Genomic DNA, 454 nt, shown 5'->3' on the forward strand with positions numbered 1-454 from the left:
TGAAAGTCCCCACCCGAAGGCGGGGAAATGTGGTGCTGAGGTCTTCGGTAATGAAGCCCATTAGGCCTCAATGAAAGTCCCCACCCGAAGGCGGGGAAATCACCGACCACCCCCGCCCCCTATATGCCAAAACCACCGCCTCAATGAAAGTCCCCACCCGAAGGCGGGGAAATACCCAGCTCTAAAAGGCGGGCGCGTACCTCATCTTCGCCTCAATGAAAGTCCCCACCCGAAGGCGGGGAAATAACCTCGACAATAGGCACGCCGGGGTAGGTATCGCTACCTCAATGAAAGTCCCCACCCGAAGGCGGGGAAATAGCGGGGGTTCTGGTAGGCGTCGATGACCACTCGGCTGCCTCAATGAAAGTCCCCACCCGAAGGCGGGGAAATTAAGTACGGTTTTTTTGTCGAATCCTGGGCACACGGCCTCAATGAAAGTCCCCACCCGAAGGCG

1 CRISPR repeat array is annotated in these 454 nt (G+C 57.9%).

The features are described 5' to 3' along the window. Positions 1-390: a CRISPR direct-repeat array (repeat unit 29 nt; unit sequence TGAAAGTCCCCACCCGAAGGCGGGGAAAT). Positions 391-454: the final 64 nt, after the last annotated feature.

The sequence above is a fragment of the Rothia sp. HMSC064F07 genome (genome assembly GCF_001837265.1).
GTDB classification, from domain to species: domain Bacteria; phylum Actinomycetota; class Actinomycetes; order Actinomycetales; family Micrococcaceae; genus Rothia; species Rothia mucilaginosa.